The organism is Blastococcus sp. TBT05-19 (assembly GCF_003319095.1).
Taxonomy (GTDB): Bacteria; Actinomycetota; Actinomycetes; order Mycobacteriales; family Geodermatophilaceae; genus Blastococcus.
Genome location: NZ_QOHI01000003.1, coordinates 427,984 through 442,900, shown reverse-complemented (window position 1 = coordinate 442,900; position 14,917 = coordinate 427,984). Strand labels below are relative to the sequence as shown.

13 protein-coding genes are annotated in these 14,917 nt (G+C 74.9%); 4 read left to right on the top strand and 9 right to left on the bottom strand.

The genetic code is table 11. The features are described from left to right. Positions 1 to 10: 10 nt before the first annotated feature. Positions 11 to 3,346, bottom strand: coding sequence for an ATP-dependent DNA helicase (locus DQ244_RS11125; protein ID WP_113811595.1), 3,336 nt, complete (start codon positions 3,344 to 3,346; stop codon positions 11 to 13). Beyond that, positions 3,343 to 6,525: an ATP-dependent DNA helicase gene (locus tag DQ244_RS11120; protein ID WP_233491324.1), complete on the bottom strand. Its 3,183-nt coding sequence runs from the start codon at positions 6,523 to 6,525 to the stop codon at positions 3,343 to 3,345. The genes DQ244_RS11125 and DQ244_RS11120 overlap by 4 nt, the downstream gene beginning before the upstream one ends. A gap of 164 nt (positions 6,526 to 6,689) precedes the next feature. Between DQ244_RS11120 and DQ244_RS11115 the strand changes: the two genes are divergently transcribed. Both DQ244_RS11115 and DQ244_RS11110 read left to right on the top strand, forming a co-directional pair. Beyond that, complete coding sequence (locus DQ244_RS11115) at positions 6,690 to 7,199, top strand: SigE family RNA polymerase sigma factor (RefSeq protein WP_113811512.1); 510 nt, start codon at positions 6,690 to 6,692, stop codon at positions 7,197 to 7,199. A gap of 1 nt (position 7,200) precedes the next feature. After that, positions 7,201 to 8,187, top strand: coding sequence for a hypothetical protein (locus DQ244_RS11110; protein ID WP_113811511.1), 987 nt, complete (start codon positions 7,201 to 7,203; stop codon positions 8,185 to 8,187). 138 nt (positions 8,188 to 8,325) lie between these two features. Here DQ244_RS11110 and DQ244_RS19655 read toward each other — a convergent pair whose 3' ends face one another. The 6 genes from DQ244_RS19655 to DQ244_RS11085 all read right to left on the bottom strand — a co-directional run bounded on the left by DQ244_RS19655 (position 8,326) and on the right by DQ244_RS11085 (position 12,818). Continuing rightward, the gene (locus DQ244_RS19655; protein ID WP_199580347.1) at positions 8,326 to 8,487 is read right to left on the bottom strand and encodes a hypothetical protein; all 162 of its coding nucleotides are present in this window, start codon (positions 8,485 to 8,487) and stop codon (positions 8,326 to 8,328) included. A 43-nt stretch (positions 8,488 to 8,530) separates the two neighbouring features. Further along, positions 8,531 to 8,824, bottom strand: coding sequence for an MGMT family protein (locus DQ244_RS11105; protein ID WP_199580346.1), 294 nt, complete (start codon positions 8,822 to 8,824; stop codon positions 8,531 to 8,533). An 84-nt stretch (positions 8,825 to 8,908) separates the two neighbouring features. Then, complete coding sequence (locus tag DQ244_RS11100) at positions 8,909 to 9,490, bottom strand: TIGR03086 family metal-binding protein (RefSeq protein ID WP_113811510.1); 582 nt, start codon at positions 9,488 to 9,490, stop codon at positions 8,909 to 8,911. A 70-nt stretch (positions 9,491 to 9,560) separates the two neighbouring features. Then, positions 9,561 to 10,721 (bottom strand): adenylyltransferase/sulfurtransferase MoeZ, encoded by a 1,161-nt coding sequence (moeZ, locus tag DQ244_RS11095; protein WP_113811509.1) that lies wholly within the window; start codon positions 10,719 to 10,721, stop codon positions 9,561 to 9,563. A gap of 108 nt (positions 10,722 to 10,829) precedes the next feature. Then, the gene (locus DQ244_RS11090) at positions 10,830 to 11,729 is read right to left on the bottom strand and encodes a DUF3152 domain-containing protein (RefSeq protein WP_233491323.1); all 900 of its coding nucleotides are present in this window, start codon (positions 11,727 to 11,729) and stop codon (positions 10,830 to 10,832) included. A 42-nt stretch (positions 11,730 to 11,771) separates the two neighbouring features. Then, entirely contained in the window at positions 11,772 to 12,818 is a 1,047-nt protein-coding gene (locus DQ244_RS11085; protein ID WP_113811508.1) for an alpha/beta fold hydrolase, read from the bottom strand. A gap of 70 nt (positions 12,819 to 12,888) precedes the next feature. Between DQ244_RS11085 and DQ244_RS11080 the strand changes: the two genes are divergently transcribed. Together DQ244_RS11080 and DQ244_RS11075 are read left to right on the top strand one after the other, a co-directional pair. After that, positions 12,889 to 13,521: a TetR/AcrR family transcriptional regulator gene (locus DQ244_RS11080; protein WP_113811507.1), complete on the top strand. Its 633-nt coding sequence runs from the start codon at positions 12,889 to 12,891 to the stop codon at positions 13,519 to 13,521. Between the two features lie 97 nt (positions 13,522 to 13,618). After that, positions 13,619 to 13,861, top strand: a complete 243-nt coding sequence (locus DQ244_RS11075; protein ID WP_113811506.1) for a DUF3107 domain-containing protein — start codon at positions 13,619 to 13,621, stop codon at positions 13,859 to 13,861. Between the two features lie 167 nt (positions 13,862 to 14,028). Here the strand turns inward: DQ244_RS11075 and DQ244_RS11070 are convergent, their stop codons facing one another. After that, positions 14,029 to 14,679 carry a ferritin-like fold-containing protein gene (locus DQ244_RS11070; RefSeq protein WP_113811505.1) on the bottom strand — a complete coding sequence of 217 codons (651 nt, stop codon included), beginning with the start codon at positions 14,677 to 14,679 and terminating at the stop codon, positions 14,029 to 14,031. Positions 14,680 to 14,917: the final 238 nt, after the last annotated feature.

Here is a 14,917-nt window from a genome sequence, read left to right as displayed (position 1 = left end):
ACAGGTCGAGCTACTCCTCGCTGCCGGTGACCAGCGCGAGCAGGCCGGCCTCGTCGAGCAGGTCGACCGGGCGGATCGTCTCCTTGGCGGCCACGTGGTGGAACCCGGCGCTCACCCGCTCCACCGGCACGCCGGTCAGCCGGGACCAGCCCAGCCGGTAGGCGGCCAGCTGCACCCCCGCGGCGGCCATCTCCCCCGCGGTCGGCGGCGGACCGGTCTTCCAGTCGATGACCTCGAAGCCGCCGTCCTCCCGCTGGAAGACCGCGTCGATCCGCCCCCGCAGGGTCAGCGGCCCCAGCGGCGTCTCGAACGGCACCTCGACCTCGATCGGCTGCCGGTCGGCCCACTCGCTGGCGAGGAACGCCTCGCGCAGCTCGGTCAGCGCGTCGTCGGGCGCGGCCAGCTCGTCCCCGGAGCCCGGGAGCTCGTCGAGGTCGACCAGCCGCGCGGCACCGAATCGCTCCTCCAGCCACGCGTGGAACGCGGTGCCGCGGCGCGCCTGGGGCGCAGGCGCGGCCGGCATGGGACGCCGCAGCCGGCGGGCCAGCTCGGCCGGGTCGCGGCGGAGGGTGACCAGCGCGGACACCGACAGGTGCGAGGGCAGCGGCACGTCGACGGTCGGGCTGGCGTGCCGGGCGCGCTCGCGCAGCAGCAGGTCGGCGTCACGCACCCAGGAGTCGACCAGCTCGTCCTCACCGCCGAGGCTCCGGTCGGGGTCCAGGGGGTGCGCAGCCGCGCCCTCGACCAGCTGGGCGGCCGCCGTCAGTGCCCGCCGGCGCGGCTCGGAGAGCGGGTCGACCGGCCACACGCCGACCGCCCACTCCTCCAGCGCCGGGTTGGTGGCGCCGTCCTCGGGTGCGGGGGCCCACTGCACCACGGCGCCCGCCCCTGCCTCGCACGCCTCCTTGGCGGTCTCCAGCAGGGACGACGGACCGCACGGCTTGACGCCGTCGCGCCACCAGCTGCCCGAGCACAGCAGCAGCCGCTTGGCGCGGGTGACGGCGACGTAGCCGAGGCGGATCTCCTCGTCGCGGCCGAAGTCCTTCCAGTCCTGGACGTACTCCTCCAGCGCGTCGCGCACGACCGCCTGGTCGCCGGAGCCGGGCACCGGGAGCTTCAGGCGGGGCAGCTCGGCACGGTCGGTGAGCCGCAGCTCGGCAGGCACGGCCCCGGGATCCTTGATCCAGGAGTCGCTCGCGTTGCTGCGCGCAGGGAACTGCCCGTCGGTCATGCCGGGCACCGCGACGACGTCCCACTCGAGGCCCTTGGCGGAGTGACCGGTGAGCAGCTGGACCGCCTCCGGGTTGACCGCGACCTCCCCGGGCTCCAGGCCGCGCTCGCGCTGCTCGGCATCGCGCAGGTAGCCCAGGAACGCCGGCAGCGAGGGCAGCTCGGCCAGCTCGGTGAACTCGGCGGCCACCCCGTGCAGCGCATCGAGGTGGGCGCGGGCACCGGCCGGGCTGACGCCGGGCGCGCTGGCCAGCTCGGTCTCCAGGCCCAGCGTCCGGGCCACCTCGTCGACGAGGTCGGGCAGCGACTCCCCGATCCGACCGCGCAGGTGGGCGAGCTCGGCACCCAGGTGGCGCATCCGCCGGTACCCGGTCGGCGAGTACTGCTCGGCGTCGCCGAGGTCGTCCAGCGCCTCCACGATGCTGCCGCGCTCCTGCGGCGGTTCCGCGGTCGCCGCCGCGGCCTCCGCCCCGTCGGCCGGCCGGGCCGGACGGCGGGAGTGCACCAGCGCGCGGGCGCGGGCCTCCAGCGCGGCGAGGTCCCGCGGACCGATCCGCCAGCGGGCCCCGGTCAGCAGCCGCCCCATGGCGTCACCGGCGGTCGGGTCGACCAGCACGGTGAGGGTGGCGACGACGTCGGAGACCTCGGGCACCTCCAGCAGTCCGCCGAGCCCGACCACCTCGACCGGGAGGCCGCGCTCGCGCAGAGCCGCGGCGATGCCGGGCAGCTGCTTGCGGGTGCGCACGAGGACCGCCATCGAGGGCGGACGACCGTCGGCCCTGGGCTGCACGACGGCGTCCGTGCCGTTCCAGCAGGCGGCCATCCGGTCGGCCAGAGCGGCGGTCTCGTCGGCGACGGTCTCGTACAGCCCGACGGTGACCGAGCCGCGACCTGCGGTCGGCGCCGGAGCCAGGTCGGGCAGCGGCTGGGCCGGCTCGGGCAGCATCCCCGAGACGGCGTTGGCCACCGCCAGCACCGCCTCGTCGTTGCGCCAGCTGGTGGCGAGGGTGAGCCGTTCGGCCTCGCGTCCGGGCAGGCCGGGGAAGGTGCGGGCGAACCGCTCGATGGTGCCGGCCGACGCCCCGCGCCACCCGTAGATCGACTGGCGGGGGTCACCGACGGCCAGGACCGGGTGGCCGGTGGCCCCGCCGAAGAGCGCCTCCAGCATGCGCAACTGCCCGACGCTGGTGTCCTGGTACTCGTCGAGCAGGACGACCTTCCACCGCGCCCGCTCGCGCCGGCCGACCTCGGGCGAGGAGACGGCGATGCGCGCGGCGTAGGCGACCTGGTCGGCGTAGTCGATGGACCCGAGCGACCGCTTGCGGGCCTCGAAGCCCTCCACCAGCGGCAGCAGCGCCACCCGGGCCTTCTGCCGGGCGAGCATCTCGGTGACCGCGGCGTAGGGGCCCTTCTTCTTCGGCGCGTCCGGGTAGCCGGCGACCTGCGCCTCCAGCCGCGCCGTCCAGTTGCGCAGCGCCGCGGGGGTGACGTCGTGCTCCCCCATCTCCCCGGCGAGCGCCAGCACGTCCTCGACGGTGGTCAGCAGCGTGAGCGGGACGTCGGACATGTCGCCGGTCCACGCGGCCACCACGGTCGCCGCCTGCCCCCAGCACATGGCCGGTCCGAGCACGCCGGCGCCGGGCTCCACGCCGATCCGCAGCCCGTGCTCGGCGACCAGCGCGGCCGCGTAGCCGTGGTAGGTCGACACGGTCGGCTGGGCGATCGCCAGCCGCTCGCGGAGGTCGTCCTCGGTGTCGGGGTGCCGCGCCAGGGCGCCCAGCCGCAGCCGGATGCGCTCGTTGAGCTCGCTGGCCGCCTTGCGGGTGAAGGTCAGCCCGAGGATCGCCTCGGGTTCGACGATCCGGTTGGCCACCAGGTAGGACACCCGCGCGGCCATCGTCTCGGTCTTGCCCGACCCGGCGCCGGCGACCACGACCAGCGGCCGGTCCGCCGGGGCGGAGACGACCCCGGCCTGCTCGTCCGAGGGCGCGTAGGACAGGCCGCAGCGCTCCGCCACCTCCGCGGGGCTCAGCACCCGGCGGGCCGCGGGCTCCTGGGCGGCGACCTCGGCGAACAGGTCCTCGAAGCTCAGCTGGCCGTCGTCGCGGCGGCTCATCCGGTCACCTGCCGGCCGGGCTCCTGCAACGGGCAGCTGCGCCGCGCCGGGCACCGCGAGCAGTGCGTGCCGGTGCGCACCTCGAACGTCCCCGCCCCCATGCCGTCGCCCACCTCGGCGACCAGCTGCCCGGCCCACGTCTCGCCCACCGGCACGTCCGCCGGCAGGGGCTCCTGGTGCTGCTCCTTCGCCTTGGCTCCGGTGCCGACCTGCAGCAGGGCCGCTCCGCCGGGAACCGTGCCGTGCTCGGCGAACCCGCCGGCGGCGATCGCCACCTGGTAGGCGGCGAGCTGCCCGTGCTCCTCGGTGTTCTTCGCCGCGGTCTTGCCGGTCTTGAGGTCGACGACGACCAGCCGGCCCTCGGCGTCGCGCTCGAGCCGGTCGACCCGGCCGCTGATGCGCGCGCGCCCGACGACGACGTCGACCTTGCCCTCGGCCCCGATCAGCTCCCGGCCGTTGGTGGCGTGCCAGCGCAGGAACCGGTCGAGCATGTCCTGCGCCTGCACGCGCTGCCGCTGGTCGGCCCACCCCGGCCCCAGGTCGAGCTGGTCGAGCTCGGCGTCGAGCGCTCCGCGGGCGTCGGCCGCCGGCATCCCCTCGGCGACCTGCTGCGCGACGTCGTGCACCGCCGTCCCGACCGTGCGGGTGGAGTCGGGCGAGGCCTCGGCACCCACGGCGCCGAGCACCCAGCGCAGCGGGCAGCGCTGGAAGGTCTCGATGGCCGAGGGACGCACCGGTACCGACTTCTCCTCGGGCACCAGCGGGGCGTCGTCGGACAGCGGCGCCAGCCCCCACCAGCGCGCCGGCGCGGCACCGGGGACTCCCTCGTCGGCCAGCCGGCGCAGCACGGAGGCGGCGGCCGACCGTCGGGCGGCCGGCGTGTGCGGGTCGGTGAGCGCCCGGCGCAGCTCGGCGACCAGTGCGGAGAGGGTTAGCGCGCGCGGCAGCTCCGTGAGCGGTCGGCCGTCCGGTGGAGGGGGCGACACCAGGTCGAGGAACCGGGAGGCGGTCGCGCCGGCGTCGGCGCCGTCGAGGGCGCCCTCGACCGCGCTCACCACGAGCCGCCGCCGGGCGCGGGTGCAGGCGACGTAGAACAGCCGGCGCTCCTCGGCCAGCGCCAGGGCGCGTCGGTCGGTGCGGGCGCCGTCGATGCCGGCCGCCCTCTCCACGAGGACCTCGGCACCCAGCAGCGAGGTGCGCTCGCGCAGGTCGGGCCACACGCCCTCCTGCACCCCGGCGAGGCAGACCAGCTCCCACTCCAGCCCCTTGGAGGCGTGCGCGGTGAGCAGCCGGACGGTCTCGCCGGCCACCGCCCGCGCCGCGCCGGTGTCACCGGGCAGCTCCTGCGCGGACAGGTGGTCCACGAAGGCGCGGACGTCGGCCGACGGCAGGCGGTCGACGAAGCCCGCGGCGGCGTCGAAGAGGGCGACGACGGCGTCGAGGTCGCGGTCGGCCACCGCACCGGTGGGCCCGCCGACGGCACTGGCCTTCGCCCAGCGGGAGGACAGGCCGCTGCGCTGCCACATCGCCCAGAGCACGTCCTCGGCGGTGCCCTCCTGCGCCAGGGCCAGCCGGCCGGCGTCGAGCACCGACGCCACCCGGGCAGCCGGGCGGGCGACGTGCTCGGGCAGCGCCTCCAGCAGCGCGGCGTCGGTCAGCGCGTCGGCCAGGGGCGCCCCGCGCTCGGCGGGGTCGACCCCCTGCTTGGCGAGCGCGACCCGCACGGCACGGCGCAGCCGGCGGAGGTCGAGCACGGTGGCGCCGCCCAGAGCGGAGGCGAGCAGCGCCTCGGCGCCCGGCTCGTCCAGCCCTGCCGGCTCGGCGTCCTTCCCCGGCAGCAGCGCGGTGAGGCAGTGCAGGAAGGGGGCGACGGCGGGCTGGGCGGCCAGCGGCAGGTCGTCGGTGGAGACGGTGACCGGCACCCCGGCCGAGGCCAGGGCGCGCCGGAAAGGTCCGAGCACCGAGGCGGTGCGCACGACGACGGCCATCTCCGACCACGGGACGCCGTCGAGCAGGTGCGCCCGGCGCAGGGCGTCGGCGACGTAGGCGGCCTCGACGGCGGCCGACCCGAACACGTGCACCTCGGCCTCGCCGGGCGGGGTGCCCTCCCCCGCGGCCAGCCGCCGGTGCTCCCACGGCCCGGGCAGCCCCTCGGCGACCTGCCGGCTGATCCGGAGCAGCTCCTCGCCCGAGCGCCGGCAGACCCCGAGGGAGACCCGGCGGGCGGCGCGTCCGTCGGTGTGCCGGAAGCGCTCCGGGAACTCGACGATGCCCCGGGGCTCGGCGCCGCGGAAGGCGTAGATGGACTGGTCGGGGTCACCGACCGCGACCAGGTTGCCGCCGCCCCCCGCGAGCAGCTCGAGCAGCTCGACCTGGGCGGGGTCGGTGTCCTGGTACTCGTCGACGAACAGCCAGCTCGCGCGCTCGCGCTCCTGGCGCAGCAGCTCCGGGTCCTCGCTCAGCTCCAGGATCGCCTGCCGGACGAGCTCTGCGGGGTCGTACCCGGAGGCGTCACCGCGGGAGGCCACCCAGAAGTCGCTGACGTTCTCGTACTGCTGCTGGAAGGCCGCGGCGTGCACCCAGTGCTCGTTGCCGGACTCCTGGCCCCAGGCGGCCAGCTGCGCTGCGTTGACGCCCCGCTCGGTGGCGCGCAGGAGCAGGTCGCGCAGCTCGGCGCGGAAGCCCTCGGTGCCCAGTGCCGGCGCGAGGTCCTCGGGCCAGCGGACCGTTCCCAGCCCCTCGGCGTCACCGCGCAGCAGCTCGGCGACGACGGCGTCCTGCTCGGCGGAGGTGAGCAGCCGGGGCGGCGGATCGCCCCGGAGGACGGCGGCCCGGCGCAGCACGCCGTAGGCGTAGGAGTGGAACGTGCGGGCCAGCGGCTCGCGGATCGTGCGCGCGACCCGGGAGGTGATCCGCGTGCGCAGCTCCGCGGCGGCCTTCCGGCTGAAGGTGAGGACGAGCATCTGCTCGGGATCGATCCCGGCACCGATGCGCGCCGCGACCGCCTCGACGATCGTCGTCGTCTTCCCGGTCCCTGGTCCGGCGAGCACCAGCAGCGGCCCGCCCGGGTGGTCGACGACCGCCTGCTGCGTCGGGTCGAGCACCGGCACCGTGGTGCGCTGCGGCTCCCCGGCGAGCAGCCGGTAGACCGGACCGTCCTCACCCCCGCGCTGTGCCACACCCCGATGGAAACACGTACCCCTGACACTCCTGCGCGCCGCGGGGCGGACGGGGCCGGCGTGGTGCCGGCCGGACGCCGACGTCACGGTTCGGTAACGCTGTCACCCGGGACAACCGCGGACCGCGTGTTACCGGATGAGGGCTCGACCGGAGGGAGACAGACGTGCGAGACGACGACGAGGCGTCCTTCGAGGCGTTCGTCGCCGCCCGGTCGGCCGCGCTGCTGCGGACCGCGGTCCTCCTGACCCACGACCGCGGGTACGCCGAGGACCTCCTCCAGGCCGCACTCATCAAGGTGTACCGGCACTGGCGGCGGGTCAGCGAGCGCGGCGACCCCTATGCCTACGTCCGCAAGGCGCTGGTCACGACCGCCGCCGGATGGCACCGGCGGCGGACCGTGCAGGAGATCGTCGACCTGCCCGCGGTCGAGCAGGCCGACGACCGGCCCCGCTCCGACCTCGGCGACCGCGACGAGCTCACCCAGGCGCTCGCGACGCTGCCGCCCCGCATGCGTGCGGTGCTGGTCCTCCGCTACTGGGAGGACCTGAGCGAGACCGGCACGGCCGCGGTGCTCGGCTGCTCGGTCAACACCGTCAAGACCCAGACCAGCCGGGGTCTGGACCGCCTGAGAGCCCTCGTCGAGAACCCCGCCTACGTGAACGGAGGCCGCTGAGATGGACGTCGAACAGCTCCTGCGCAGCAACTTCGCCGACCGTGCCGACGCCGTGGACGCTCCCCGCTGGGACCTGCACGAGACGGTCCTCGCCGGCTCCCGCGAGCTCCGGCGCCGGCGCACCCGGCAGGTCGCCGGCGGGCTCGTCGGCGGGGCGCTCGCGGTCGCGCTGCTGAGCGGCGGGCTGCCCCTGCTGCGCACGCAGCTGGAGGACCCCGGACAGGCAGCCGGCCCCCGCGAGAGCGCCGAGCGCGCGGTGGACCTCTACGACATCCCGACCCGCGGCTCGCTGGCCGGCGACCGGGAGCTCCTCGACCGGATCGTGCAGCTGAGCTGGGACGACGGCATCCCCCGTGACCCCGGGGAGTCCGTCGTCCCTCCCGTGGACACCCGCCGGGTGCTGTTCGCCGGGGAGATGACCGACGGGCAGGTGTGGGCGCTGGTCGAAGGGGTGGTCGGCGACCGCACGCTCTTCGCCTGGTTCACCGGTGCCACCGCGGACGGCATGGCTCTGACGTGGGGTCCGGACTTCGCCTTCCCCGACACCCCCATGGCGCTGCACGACGCGACCGGCGACGAGGGTTACCTGGTCGTGGTGACCAAGCCGGGCGACCAGGTCCGGTACGGCGCGCTGGACGCGGACGGCGAACCGGTCGGCGGCTACCAGGACGTGCCCGCCGTGGACGGCGTGGCGATCAGCAGGGCGCCGAGCCCGACCTGGCCGCTGTACGTCGAGCTGCAGGTGCTCCGCGACGGCGCGGTCGCCTACCGGATGCCGCCGCAGCAGTTCGACACCGAGCGGCCCGGTACCGCGGTGGTGGGCTCCCCCACCGCTTACCTCTCGTCCATGGTGCAGTGCCTGACCGGTCGCGGCGTGGAGGTCACCGTGCACCCCGACTCCTTCGGCTACGAGACCGACGACCCGGCGGAGATGGAGACCTACGCCGTCGTGGAGCAGCAGTGCCGCGAAGACCTGGGGTACGGGTGACCGCCCCCGAGCCGGCGTCGGTCGTGGCCGCCCGTCAGCTCGCCGAGGAGGCCAGGACGGCTCGCCGTCCGTCGGCTCGGCCGCGCCGGGCGATCCGGCCGCTGCCGGCTCTTCCCGCGCAGCAGCCGCAGCCGTAGGTCAGACGAACGAGTCCAGGAGGGTCTGCTCGAGGGTCAGGTCGGCGGCGGTGGTGAGCCAGCCGGCGACGAGCAGCAGCGGCCAGGCCCCCTCGTCGTCGAGGGAGGCGGTCGCGGCGGACAGCCCCGCCTGGGCGACCGCTCGGCATGCCATCGTGTTCATGCCTCTCTGTTCGGCACGAACGACCAGGAACCTGAGGACGGCGTCAGTCCGGCCAGCCGACGGCGGCCAGGACCACCCGACCGTTGCGCACGGGCACGCCCTCGGTTGCCAGCAGTTCCAGCTGCCGGGCCCGCACCGGCTCCGCGGCCGTCCCGTCGGCGCGCACCACCCGGTACCAGGGCACCGCTCCCCCGCCCTGCGAGAGGGCGCGCGCGACCCGACGGGGCCCGACGCCGACCAGCCGGCCGATCGCGCCGTAGGTGCTCACCCGACCCGGCGGGATGCGGTCCACGGCGTCGAACACGGCCTCATCGACGTCGAGCACGGCATCGGTCACCCGCCCATCCTGACGCGATCCCCGGCCCCCTCGCAGGGCCCCGTCGCGAGCATGCGAGCGGTGGGGGGCGAGGGGGTCCTCCCGTCAGGAGTCCTTGCGGCCGAAACGGGCGAGCAGGCGGGTCTGCGGCGAGGCCGAGGAGGACACGTCCAGCGGCGGGTCGAAGAGCCCCGGGACGCCGTCCTCCGGCAACTGCTCGGCGAAGACGAGTGCGGCCGTCACGAGCTCGCCGTCCAGCTGGGTGTCGCTTCCGGTCGCGTGCGCGAGGTCCCAGGCGTGCACGGTCAGGTCGGCGGTCATCTCGAGGATGTACCGGGTGGCCGGGGTGGCGCCGCGCTCCAGGTGGACCGTGCGCACGAGGGCGTCGTCCTCGGCGAAGGCCGACAGCGCGTCGTCGGCCGCGGACTCCCAGCCGATGAAGGGGTCGTTCCCGAGCAGGTCGGTGGTCTCGTCGGGGAAACGGCCCTCGGCGTAGGGCTCACCGGCCAGGAGCGGCGGCACCCAGAGCTGCTCGCTCACGAGGTGCGCGACCAGGTCGGCGACCGTCCAGCCCGGGAGCGACGGCTCCTCCCACTGGTCGGGGTCGACGGCATCCACCCGGTCGGTGAACTGGTTCTGGGCGCGCTGGAAGAGCTCGAGGAGCTCGACGGGCGAGAAGTCGGCCATGCGACCCAGTACAGACGACGACGGCCCGGCCCGCTCCCCGAGAGGAACGAACCGGGCCGTAATCCGACGCTCAGTACGTGGGCAGCGCCTTGTCGATGCGGGTGGCCCACGCCGTCACGCCGCCCTGGACGTGGACGGCGTCCTTGAAGCCGGCGTTCTTGATCGCGGCGAGCACCTCGGCCGAACGCACACCGGTCTTGCAGTGCAGCACGATCGGCTTGTCCTGCGGCAGCTGCGACAGCGCCCGGCCCGACAGCAGCTCGTCCTTGGGGATGAGCTTCGCGCTCGGGATCGACACGATCTCGTACTCGTTCGGCTCGCGGACGTCGATCAGCTCGAAGTCCTTGCCGGCGTCCATCATGTCCTTGAGCTCGTCGACGGTGATGGTCGCGCCGGCCGCGGCCTCCTGGGCCTCGGTGGAGACGACGCCGCAGAAGGTCTCGTAGTCGATGAGGCCGGTGATCGGCTCACCCTCCGGGTCCTTGCGGATCTTGATCTCGCGGAAGGTCATCTCGAGGGCGTCGTAGACCATCAGCCGGCCCAGCAGCGTCTCGCCGACGCCGGTGATGAGCTTGACGGCCTCGGTGGCCTGGATGGCGCCGACCGTCGCGCAGAGGACGCCGAGCACCCCGCCCTCGGCGCAGCTGGGCACCATGCCGGGCGGCGGCGGGACCGGGTAGAGGTCGCGGTAGTTCGGCCCGTGGTCGTTCCAGAAGACCGAGACCTGACCGTCGAACCGGTAGATCGAGCCCCAGACGTAGGGCTTGTTCAGCAGCACGCACGCGTCGTTGACCAGGTAGCGCGTGGCGAAGTTGTCCGTGCCGTCCACGATCAGGTCGTAGTCGGCGAAGATCTCCATGACGTTGTCGCTGTCCAGCCGCGTCTCGTGCAGCCGGACGTCGATGAGCGGGTTGATCTCCCTGATGGAGTCCCGCGCGCTCTCGGCCTTGGACCGGCCGACGTCGGAGGCGCCGTGGATGATCTGGCGCTGCAGGTTGGACTCGTCGACGGTGTCGAACTCGACGATGCCGAGGGTGCCGACCCCGGCGGCGGCCAGGTACATGAGCACCGGCGAGCCCAGACCACCGGCACCGACGGCGAGCACCTTGGCGTTCTTCAGGCGCTTCTGCCCGTCCATGCCGACGTCGGGGATGATCAGGTGACGGCTGTACCGGCGGACCTCGTCGATCGACAGGTCTGCGGCCGGCTCCACCAGCGGTGGCAGGGACACGCTTGCTCCTTCACGTCGCGGACAGCGGCCCCGGAGGACCGGCGTTCGAGTGGAGAACAGCGTGACAGGCCCGGGTAATCCCACCGCGGCGTGGTCCGCGCAGCCGGGTCAGGGGAAGGGCCAGGCGTTCTTCGCGCACCCCTCGAGACCCAGGGTCTGCTGCTGCATCACCGGGGCGAGCTGCCCGGCGCCGGGGCAGTCCTCGTGGCCGTTGCCGAGGGCGTGCCCGACCTCGTGGTTGACCACGTAGAGCCGGTAGGTGGCGACGTCGCCCTGGTAGTCGGGGACGGCGGTGGCCCAGCGCGCGAGGTTGATGACGGCCCGCTCGCCGTAGCGGCACGAGGTGTAGCCGCCGGTGCCGACTCCGGGGCAGTAGGTCTCCATGCTGCCGGGGCTGACCAGGCTGACGCGGAAGTCGTACTGCCGGGCCGCCGCCTCGGCGGCGCCCACCCGCTGGAAGGACATCCGGCCGCCGCTACCCCAGGAACGGGGATCGCCGAGGGTCTGGGCGACGGCGTCGGCGAAGGAGGCACCGTCGACGCCGATGCCGTCCTCGACCTCGACGACGAAGCGCTTCAGCGGACCGGTGCCGTAGACCTGGGAGGCGCCGTCGACGATCGACAGGGTGCCGGCGCCGCGCTCGACGTAGGAGTCGGCGACCGCCGGCGGAACGGTCTCGGTCGGGCCCGCATCGCCTTCCGCGGGTGCCGTGGGTGACGGCGGCGCGACCGTCGTCGTCGGCGCCGTCGTGGCGCTGGGCTGGGACACGGCCACGGCCGAGGAGCCGGACCCCGGCGGGTGGAAGGCCAGGTCCACCAGGACGGCGACGGTGGCGACGACGAGGAACGGGATCGCGTAGGCCCGCCAGCCGTGCCGCCGGACGAACCGTCGCACCCGGCCGGCCCTGCGCTCGGGCCCCCGGCTGGGCGGCGCCACCCGCGGTTCCCGGTGGGCGACGAGGGGTGCCGGGCGAGGCGTGGGCCGGTCGTCGGTCAGACGTCCACCCACCGGCCGGTCTCCCTGCTCCTCGACGCTTCCGCCGTCAGGACATCAGCGTCTCACGCTGCGTGGCGTGTCGACGCCAGCCGGCACGTCCGAGCCGCCCGGTGCGGCGGGTCGGTGCTCGACGAGCGCCAGGACCGCCCGCGCGGTCGGCTCCGGCGCCTCGAGCATCGCCACGTGCCCCACGCCGTCGAGGACCAGCAGCCGGGCGCCGGGAACGGCGGCGGCCAGCCGCGGCGCGAGGGCCGGGTCGACGAGGCGATCGCGGCCGCCCCACACCACGAGGGTCGGCATCTTCAGGCCGCGGGCCGCCCGCCAGGCGTTCGCCCGGCCGACCCGCAGGTAGGACGTGATGAGGCCGCGCATGCTGCGGGCCAGCGCCCGGTCGGCCCACGGGCGCCCGGCCCGCTCACGCATCTCCTGCACCGCCTGCTCGATCCGCTCGGGCGGCACCGCCGCCGGGTTCCCGAAGCACATCCGGATCATCGACCGGACGCTCTCCTCCGGGGCGACGCCGGCCAGCCGGCGCTCGGCGAGGGTCGGGACACCCGGGACCAGGAGGAGCAGCAGCAGGCGGCTGAAGGCCGGGGGCACGCGGTAGACCGGCATCGCCGGCGACACCAGCGTCAGCGTCGCGACGAGGTCGGGGCGCCGGGCGGCGACGAGCAGGCTGACCAGCCCGCCGAGCGAGTTGCCGACGAGGTGGACGGGCCGGCCCGCGCCCTCCCCCGGCTGGGCCCGGACGTGCTCGAGGACGTCCACGACGCTGCGCACGTGGCCCCGGACCGAGTAGTGGTCGCCGCGCGGCGGCTGCGAGTGGCCGAACCCCGGCAGGTCGACCGCCCACCCCTCGAACCGGACCGAGAGGAGCGCGGCCAGGTCGGTCCAGTTCGTCGACGCCCCGCCGAGGCCGTGCACGTACAGCGCCCGCTCGCGCGGCGCGTCGTCGCCCGCCGCGCGGTCCACCGGACCGCTCCACGGCGTGTGCCGGACGAACACCGTTCCTCCGCGCACGGGCACCTCCTGGCCCGGCCACGGCGGGAGAACGCCCTTCGTCTGCGGCAGCGGAGTGGGAGAGAGATCGGCCTCGGACATCACTCGCGACGGTAACGCTGCACGCCGCACCCCGGATGCGAGGGGAACCGCTCGGTAACATCCTCCCGCCATGCAGCCATCACGCCCCGCCGCGGCCAGTCGGCGCACCTCCCGCCTGCCGCGCGGCGCCCGCCGGCTGCAGCTCCTTCGCGCCGCCCAGGACGTCTTCGTCGCGCACGGCTTCCACGCCGCCGCGATGGACGACATCGCCGACCGCGCCGGCGTCAGCAAGCCGGTGCTGTACCAGCACTTCCCGGGCAAGCGGGAGCTCTACCTGGCGCTGCTGGAGGAGCACGTCTCCGAGCTCGCCGACCGGGTGGGCGAGGCCATGGGCCGCACCGAGGACAACCGCACCCGCGTCGACGCCGCCGTCGGCGCCTACTTCGACTTCATCGACGCCGACGGCGAGGCCTTCCGGCTGGTCTTCGAGTCCGACCTGCGCAACGACGACGACGTCCGCGCGATCGTGGACCGCGGCACCCGCGTGTGCGTCGAGGCCATCGCCGGGGTGATCGCCGCCGACACGGGGGCCGACCCCGAGCGCGCCCTGCTCATCGCCTCCGGGCTGTCCGGCCTCGCCGAGGGCAGCGCCCGCTGGTGGCTGCCGCGCAAGGGCACGGTGTCCCGCGACGAGGCGGTCGAGCTGATGTCCTCCCTGGCCTGGCGCGGCATCTCCGGATTCCCCCGCGTCGAGGGCGACTGACCGGCGTTCGCTGACGGCGCACCCGCTCGCCCGGTCCTCACGCCGCCGACTGGACTAGCGTTGGGGCCAGTCGCGCCAACGAGGAGGCATCGCCCACGTGGAAGTCAAGATCGGCGTCCAGCACTCGCCCCGGGAGCTGGTCATCGACAGCCCCAAGACCCCCGACGAGATCGCGGCGGACGTGGCCGCGGCCATGTCCGGCTCGACCAAGGACGGCCTGCTCACCCTGGTCGACGAGCGGGGGCGCAAGCTCCTCGTCCCGGTCGACCGGATCGCCTACGTGGAGATCGCGCAGGCCGACCAGCGCCGCGTCGGCTTCATCGCAGGCGCCGGCAGCTGAACCAGCGCACCTGAAGGGGCGTCTCCGCTGCGGCGGAGACGCCCCTTCTGCGCGTGGTCGTGGCGAGTGGGCCCCGGAGGGGTCCGCGCAGGCGCGACGGACGCGCTCCGAGCAGCGGGGGTACGGCACCTGGCCGCGGTGTCGGCCGGAGGCCGACGATGACATCGTCACGGGTTGAGGCCGAGCGCCTTCATCCGCTCCGTGTGCGCGGCGGTGATCCGGTCGATGAGCCGGCCGATGCCGGACAGGTCGCCGGTTCCGGTGACGATGAGCTCGGTCAGCCCCTCGTGCTCGGCGATCACCGCCTGGGACCGCGTCATGGCCTCCCCCACCAGCCGCCGGCCCCAGAGCGCGAGCCGGCCGGCCACCTTGCGGTTCGCCGCGATCGCGGCCCGCACCTCCCGCACGGCGAAGTCGGCGTACCCGGTGTCGGCGAGCACCTCGAGCACCAGACCGCGGTCGGGCTCGGGCAGGAAGCCGGCGATCTCCCGGTAGAAGTCGGTCGCCAGCCCGTCACCGACGTAGGCCTTGACCAGCCCCTCCAACCAGGTGCTGGGGCGGGTGCTCTCGTGGAAGGTGTCGAGCGCGGAGACGAACGGCGCCATGGCCACGGCGGGGTCGATGCCGAGCTCGGTCAGCCGCGCGGTGAGCCGGACGTGGTGGGCGATCTCCGCGGCGGCCATGCGGGACAGGGCCGCGCGACCGGCGAGCGTCGGCGCCATGCGGGCGTCCTCGGCGAGCCGGTCGAACGCGGTCAGCTCGGCGTAGGCCAGCGCACCCAGCAGCTCGGCGACGGCCGTGTTGTCGACCGGGGGCACGGCATCTCCTGCAGTTCGACGGCGGTGGTGGTGCCCCCGACGAGTGACCGACGCGACATCGGGGAGCGCGGCGCGGAGAGGCTAACCGGTGCCCGCGCTAGCATGGGAATCGGCGAGCCTTCGGGCGCGCTCGTACATCTGTGCGCTGACGACCGCTGGACGACGCCCCTGGGGCTGTCTCCCGGGCTGTTGCGAGGCCCGGTCTGCTGGCCGCGTCGGCGCTGGAACCGACCCGCGA

What these genes read in the sequence shown, in the direction of transcription:
- DQ244_RS11125 (WP_113811595.1), bottom strand. Translation starts at nt 3,346, where the DNA reads ATGAGCCGCCGCGACGACGGCCAGCTGAGCTTCGAGGACCTGTTCGCC.
- DQ244_RS11110 (WP_113811511.1), top strand. Translation starts at nt 7,201, where the DNA reads ATGGACGTCGAACAGCTCCTGCGCAGCAACTTCGCCGACCGTGCCGAC.
- DQ244_RS19655 (WP_199580347.1), bottom strand. Translation starts at nt 8,487, where the DNA reads ATGAACACGATGGCATGCCGAGCGGTCGCCCAGGCGGGGCTGTCCGCC.
- DQ244_RS11100 (WP_113811510.1), bottom strand. Translation starts at nt 9,490, where the DNA reads ATGGCCGACTTCTCGCCCGTCGAGCTCCTCGAGCTCTTCCAGCGCGCC.
- DQ244_RS11085 (WP_113811508.1), bottom strand. Translation starts at nt 12,818, where the DNA reads ATGTCCGAGGCCGATCTCTCTCCCACTCCGCTGCCGCAGACGAAGGGC.
- DQ244_RS11080 (WP_113811507.1), top strand. Translation starts at nt 12,889, where the DNA reads ATGCAGCCATCACGCCCCGCCGCGGCCAGTCGGCGCACCTCCCGCCTG.